The sequence below is a fragment of the Janthinobacterium pasteuri genome (assembly GCF_051380775.1).
GTDB lineage: Bacteria > Pseudomonadota > Gammaproteobacteria > Burkholderiales > Burkholderiaceae_D > Janthinobacterium.
In genome coordinates this window covers 118,089-124,738 of record NZ_JBNYXS010000011.1, presented here as the reverse complement: position 1 = coordinate 124,738, position 6,650 = coordinate 118,089, and the positions used below count along the sequence as shown (strand labels likewise).

Annotated in this window: 5 protein-coding genes; all 5 read left to right on the top strand. The window is 66.5% G+C overall.

What is annotated here, in order from left to right:
- The first annotated feature begins 56 nt into the window (after positions 1 to 56).
- Entirely contained in the window at positions 57 to 716 is a 660-nt protein-coding gene (paoA, locus tag ACQ4WN_RS13440; RefSeq protein ID WP_436551999.1) for an aldehyde dehydrogenase iron-sulfur subunit PaoA, read from the top strand.
- The gene (locus tag ACQ4WN_RS13435) at positions 713 to 1,672 is read left to right on the top strand and encodes an FAD binding domain-containing protein (protein ID WP_436551998.1); all 960 of its coding nucleotides are present in this window, start codon (positions 713 to 715) and stop codon (positions 1,670 to 1,672) included. The genes paoA and ACQ4WN_RS13435 overlap by 4 nt, the downstream gene beginning before the upstream one ends.
- Positions 1,673 to 1,676: 4 nt before the next feature.
- Positions 1,677 to 3,875: an aldehyde oxidoreductase molybdenum-binding subunit PaoC gene (gene paoC / locus ACQ4WN_RS13430; RefSeq protein ID WP_436551997.1), complete on the top strand. Its 2,199-nt coding sequence runs from the start codon at positions 1,677 to 1,679 to the stop codon at positions 3,873 to 3,875.
- Positions 3,876 to 3,987: 112 nt separating this feature from the next.
- Positions 3,988 to 5,625, top strand: a complete 1,638-nt coding sequence (locus ACQ4WN_RS13425) for a response regulator (protein ID WP_436551996.1) — start codon at positions 3,988 to 3,990, stop codon at positions 5,623 to 5,625.
- The gene (locus ACQ4WN_RS13420) at positions 5,622 to 6,650 is read left to right on the top strand and encodes an ABC transporter substrate-binding protein (protein ID WP_436551995.1); all 1,029 of its coding nucleotides are present in this window, start codon (positions 5,622 to 5,624) and stop codon (positions 6,648 to 6,650) included. Before ACQ4WN_RS13425 ends, ACQ4WN_RS13420 begins: the two co-directional genes overlap by 4 nt.

Here is a 6,650-nt window from a genome sequence, read left to right as displayed (position 1 = left end):
GCACTCGGGCTTGCATGCGCCCACCCAGCCAGTCCACAGCCAGGAGGAAGCACGACATGACAGAGTGTAATCACATCAATGCCGGCAGGCGCGGCTTGCTGATCGCCGGCGCGCTGTCGGCCACGGCGGTGGCAGTGCCCGGCGTGGCGGGAGCGGCGGAAGCCGTAACTGCGGCCAGCCAGGCCGGTGCCTCGCCGCCGCCCGTGCTGATGCACGTCAGCCTGGACGTCAACGGGCGGCGACACAGTCTGGAACTCGATACGCGCACCACCTTGCTCGACGCCTTGCGCGAACACCTGCACCTGACGGGAACTAAAAAGGGCTGCGACCACGGCCAGTGCGGCGCCTGTACCGTCATGCTGGACGGCCAGCGCATCAACGCCTGCCTGAGCCTGGCCGTGATGCATGAGGGCGCCCGCATCACCACCATCGAGGGACTCGGCACGCCCGACAAGCTGCACCCGATGCAGGCCGCCTTCATTGCGCATGACGGCTATCAATGTGGTTATTGCACACCGGGGCAAATCTGCTCTGCCGTCGCCGCGCTGGGAGAGATTCGCGAGGGCATCCCCAGCCACGTCAGCGCGGACTTGAACGCTGCCCCGCAGGCGACGCCGGAAGAGTTGCGCGAACGCATGAGCGGCAATCTTTGCCGCTGCGGCGCGTATTCCAACATCATCGAGGCGATTTCCGAGGTGGCGGGGAGGCCGGCATGAGAGTGTTCAGTTACCAGAAGGCTGCCACGCCGGCCGAAGCGGCGGCCGCCGCCTTGCGCACGCCAGGCGCCAGGTTCATCGCCGGCGGCACGAATTTGCTCGATCTGATGAAACTGGAGATTGAAACGCCCGCGCATTTGATCGACGTGAATGGCCTCGCGCTGGATAAAGTGGAGACGACGGCCGACGGCGGCTTGCGCATCGGCGCCCTCGTGCGCAATACGGCGCTGGCGGCGCATGCCACGGTGCGCCGCGATTACGCGGTGCTATCGCGCGCCTTGCTGGCCGGTGCTTCGGCGCAATTGCGCAACAAGGCAACGACGGCGGGCAACCTGCTGCAGCGCACGCGCTGCCCGTATTTTTATGACACGAACCAGGCGTGCAACAAGCGCGTGCCGGGCAGCGGCTGCCCGGCAATTGGCGGCTTCAGCCGGCCCCTGGCCATCCTGGGCGGCAGCGCTGCCTGCATCGCCACGCACCCCAGCGACATGGCCGTGGCCATGCGCGTGCTCGATGCCAGTATCGATACGGTGCGGGCCGACGGCGCCGTGCGCACCATCCCCATCGCCGATTTTTACCGTTTGCCGGGCAACACGCCGCAGCTGGAAACTGTACTGCAGCCAGGCGAACTGATCACCAGCGTGACCTTGCCCAAACCGATCGGCGGCACGCACGTCTACCGCAAGGTACGCGACCGCGCCTCGTATGCGTTCGCGCTGGTGTCCGTCGCAGCGATTATTTTACCCAACGGCACGGGCAGGCTGGCCCTGGGCGGCGTGGCGCCGCAGCCGTGGAGAATCGCTCCTGCAGAGCAAGCGATGCCCGATGGGGCCGCCGCCGTGAGCGAACGCCTGCTGGCCGGCGCGCACCCCACCGCCGACAACGCCTTCAAGGTGACCCTGGCGCAGCGCACGATCGCTGCCGTGATGGCTGAAGCACAAGCGAAGAAAGGCTAAGGCCATGAAATTCACGACACCTGCTACCACCAACCCCATCGACCAGTTGAAAGTCGTGGGCCGTCCCACGGACCGCATCGACGGCCCCCTGAAAACCACGGGCACGGCGCCGTACGCGTATGAGCAAAACGCCGCCGCGCCGCATGCCGCCTACGGCTACGTGGTGGGCGCGGCGATTGCCAGGGGCCGCATCGCCTCGCTCGATACCAGCGCCGCGCGGCGTGCACCGGGGGTACTGGCCGTGGTGACGGCCGGTTCGGCGGGCAAGCTGGGCAAAGGCAAGATGAACACGGCGAAGCTGCTGGGCGGCCCGGAGATTGAGCATTACCACCAGGCCATCGCGCTGGTGGTGGCGGAAACCTTCGAGCAAGCCCGCTCGGCCGCGCAGTTGCTCGACGTTCAGTATGTCGAGCAGCCGGGCGCCTTCGACCTGGCCAAGGCCAAGGGCAGCGCCACCAAGCCGAAGGACGGCAAGCCAGACAGCAAGACGGGCAATTTTGCGCTCGCCTATGCGAATGCCCCCGTGCGCCTGGACGCCAGCTATACGACGCCTGACCAGTCGCACGCCATGATGGAGCCGCACGCCTCGATTGCCGCCTGGGAGGGCGGCAAGCTGACGGTCTGGACGGCGAACCAGATGGTGGACTGGGGCAGGGGCGACCTGGCCCGCACTCTGGGGCTGCCGAAAGAGCAGGTGCGCATCGTCTCGCCGTATATCGGCGGCGGCTTCGGCGGCAAGCTGTTCGTGCGCGCCGATGCCCTGCTGGCCGCGCTGGGCGCGCGCGCGGTGCGGCGCCCCGTCAAGGTGGCCCTGACGCGTCCCTTGATGTTCAACAACACCACGCACCGGCCCGCCACCATCCAGCGCTTGCGCATCGGCGCCACGCGCGACGGCAAGATCACGGCCATCGGCCACGAATCGTGGTCGGGCGACTTGAAAGGCGGCCAGCCGGAAACGGCCGTGATGCAGACGCGCCTGCTGTACGCAGGGCCGAACCGCATGACGGCCATGCGCCTGGCCGTGCTCGATTTGCCGGAAGGCAACGCCATGCGCGCGCCGGGCGAGGCGCCGGGCTTGATGGCGCTGGAAATCGCCATGGACGAGATGGCGGAAAAGCTGAAAATGGACCCCATCGTCTTGCGCATCCTCAACGACACCAAGGTCGATCCGGAAAAACCGGGCAGACCGTTTTCCCAGCGCCGCCTGATCGATTGCCTGCGCACGGGCGCCGTGGAATTCGGCTGGAAGGAGCGCCAAGCGCAGCCGGGCATGCGGCGCGAGGGCCGCTGGCTGGTGGGCATGGGGGTGGCGGCCGCCTTCCGCAACAACGTCGTCATGCAGTCCGCCGCCCGCGTGCGCCTCGATGGCAAGGGCATGATCACGGTGGAAACGGACATGACGGATATCGGCACGGGCAGCTACACGATCATCGCCCAGACGGCGGCAGAAATGCTGGGCGTGACCTTGAACCGTGTCGTCGTGCGCCTGGGCGACTCGGATTTTCCCGTCTCTGCCGGTTCGGGCGGGCAGTGGGGTGGCAACAGTTCCACGGCCGGCGTGTACGCGGCCTGCGTGCGCCTGCGCCAGGCCATCGCCGGCAAGCTGGGCTTTGATGAAAAGGAAGCACGCTTTTCTGATGGACAAGTGAGCCAGGGCGAGCGCAGCGTGCCACTTGCTGCTGCCGCCTTCCATGGCGATGTCGTGGCGGAAGACCACATGGAATACGGCGACCTCGACAAAAAATTCCAGCAATCGACATTTGGCGCGCATTTCGTCGAGGTCGGCGTGGACGGCGACACGGGCGAAGTGCGCGTGCGCCGCATGCTGGCCGTGTGCGCGGCGGGCCGCATCCTGAACCCGAAAGCGGCGCGCAGCCAGGTGATCGGCGCCATGACCATGGGCGTGGGCGCGGCTCTGATGGAAGAACTGGCGCTCGACCGGCGCCGCGGCTTTTTCGTCAACCACGACCTGGCCGGCTACGAAGTGCCCGTGCACGCCGACATTCCGCACCAGGACGTCATTTTCCTGGACGAAACGGACCCCATGTCCTCGCCCATGAAAGCCAAGGGCGTGGGCGAGCTGGGCATCTGCGGCGTGGCGGCGGCCATTGCCAATGCCGTGTATAACGCGACGCGGGTGAGGGTGCGCGACTATCCGCTGACCCTGGACAAGTTGCTGCGGGGGCTGCCAGTGATGGCCTAGCGTCGTGACGCGTGACAAAGCGTGCATTTTTAGTAATTTTCAAGTGCTATGCTCGGAACGCATGTTGCGGGGCAAGTTCCCGGTCCGCAAGGTCATGCCGCCAGGAGAATGCATGAACAGCTCATCAATGCCGCCGCGGATACTGATCGTCGATGACGAGCTGGCGCATGTGCGCGCGCTGTGCGACACCCTGCGCGGGCAGGCCTACGACACGACGGGCCTGGCTTCGGGCGAGGCGGCGCTATCGCTGCTGGCCAACGAATCGTTCGATCTGCTGCTGGTCGACCTGATGATGCCGGGCATGAACGGCATCGCCGTGGTGGAAGCGGCGCGCCTGATCGATCCGCACCTGGCTTGCATCATCATGACGGGCGAAGGCACGATCGCCTCGGCCGTGCAGGCCATGAAGGCGGGCGCGCTCGACTATGTCGTCAAGCCGTTCAAGGTGTCGGGCATCCTGCTGATACTGGCGCGGGCGCTGGAAACGCGCCAGCTGCGCATCGCCAATGCGCGCCTGGAATTGCTGCTGCGCCAGCACACGGCCGAACTCGACGCCATGAACAAGGATTTGCAGCTGGCCCGCGAAGTAGCCGAGCGGGCGAACCAGGAAAAGACCAATTTCCTGTCCAGCATGAGTCACGAGCTGCGCACGCCGCTCAACGCCATCCTGGGCTTTTCGCAGATGCTGATGTCCGACTCCATCCCCTCGACGGCGCAGGAAAAGAAAACCTTTGCCTCGCACATCTTCGGCGCGGGCCGGCATCTGTTGACTCTGATCAACGACATCCTCGATATCGCCAGGATCGAGTCGGGTAATATGTCGCTGTCCATGGAACCCGTGGGGCTGGCCGACATTTACCACGAATGCTGGCAAATGATGGAACCGCTGGCGCACAAGCGCGGCATCACCTTGACGTTCGTGGAAGCGGGCGGCCTGCACGTGCTGGCCGACCGCACGCGCCTCAAGCAGGTGCTGCTCAATTTGCTGTCGAACGCCGTCAAATACAACCGGGAGCAGGGCGAGATCCATGTCGATTGCCAGCCCGTCGATGCGTGGCAGTTGCGCCTGTCCGTTCGTGACACGGGCGGCGGCATGAGTAGCGCGCAGCTGGAGGCGCTGTTCCAGCCGTACAACCGCCTGGGACGCGATGCGCGCGACGAAGAGGGAACGGGCCTGGGGCTGGTGGTCAGCAAGCGTCTGGCCGAAGCCATGCAGGCCAGGCTGGGCGTGGACAGCACGCCCGGACGCGGCAGCACCTTCTGGCTCGATATCGCCAGTTGCCCGGCGCGCCAGCCGCCGCAGGAAAGTGCGCGCCGGTCCGCCATTGCCCGGCCCGCAGATACGCTACGGCTGCCGGACCGCAAGACGCTGCTGTATGTGGAAGACAATCCCCTGAATCTGGCGCTGGTGGCGGGCCTGATCCATTTTCGCCCCGACCTCGACCTGCTGTCGGCCGGCGACGGCCAGACTGGCCTGGACCTGGCACGCCGCCACCTGCCGCAGCTGATACTGATGGATAGCGACCTGCCCGACATCAGCGGCACGCAAGTCATGCAGCTGCTGCGCGCCGATGCCCGCACCGCGCATATTCCCGTCATCGCGCTGACGGCCGTGGCCGGGCCGGGCGATATCCGCCAGGGGCTGGCGGCGGGCTTCTACCGCTACCTGACCAAGCCGATCGACGTGGCGGCGTTTTCCGAGGCCATCAACAGCGCGCTGGAGTCGGCCACAGCGCAGCGTAGCGCATGAACGGCACAGCGCCGGTGCGCCGGGCGATCTGGCTGGCGTCCTTCGCGCTGTTGCTGGCGCTGGCCGGTGCAGCCCTCTGGCGGCTCAATGCCCGTTCCGCTGCGCCGACCGGCCCCGTGGAAGAGCTGCGCTTTGCCGTGAATGCGGAATACGTGGGCAGCTGCCCCGTCCTGGCCGCGCACGGGCAGGGCTATTTCGCGCGCGAAGGCATCCATGCGCTGCTGCAGCCGTATTCGTCGGGCAAGGCGTCGATGCAAGCCGTGCTGCAGGGCAGGGCCGACCTGGGAACCGTGTCCGACATTCCCGTGGTGCTGGCCAGCCTGCAGAACCAGTCCGTCGTCATCATCGCCAGCATCTTCGAGGCCGAGCGTGACCACGGTATCGTGGGGCGCCTGGACCGCGGCGTGTCCACCCCCGCCAGCCTGAAGGGCAAGCGCATCGGCGTCACTTTGGGTACCTCCGGCCAGTTCACGCTGGACGCTTTTTTGAACCGCCAGAAGCTGATGCCCGCTGAAGTTACCTTGCGCAACTACACGCCGGACCAGCTGGCCGGGGCGCTGGCCAGGGGCGAGGTCGACGCGGCGGCCGGCTGGGAACCGTTCCTGACGGGCATGACGCATGCCATCGGGGGCAAGGCGGCCATCTTCTATGGCGAGGACGTGTATGCGGGCCTGTTCAATGTGGCCGGCACGGGCGACTATGTGCGCAGTCATCCGGCGACGATACGCAAGGTGCTGCGCGCGCTGCTCGCCGGCGCGCGTTTTTGCCGCGACGAGCCCGACGCCGCGCGCGCCCTGTTTTCCACGGCGTCGGCCAGCGAGGCGGCGCGCCTGCAGGCGGCCTGGCACGGTTATCAGTTTGGTATCGTGCTCGACCAGGGCTTGCTGCTGGCGCTGGAAGACGAGGCGCGCTGGGCCATCAAGAACCGCCTGGCCGGGAACGGCGACATGCCGAACTTCCTCGATGCCGTCTACCTCGATGGCCTGGAAGCCGTGGCGCCTTCGGCCGTGACGGTCATTCATTGA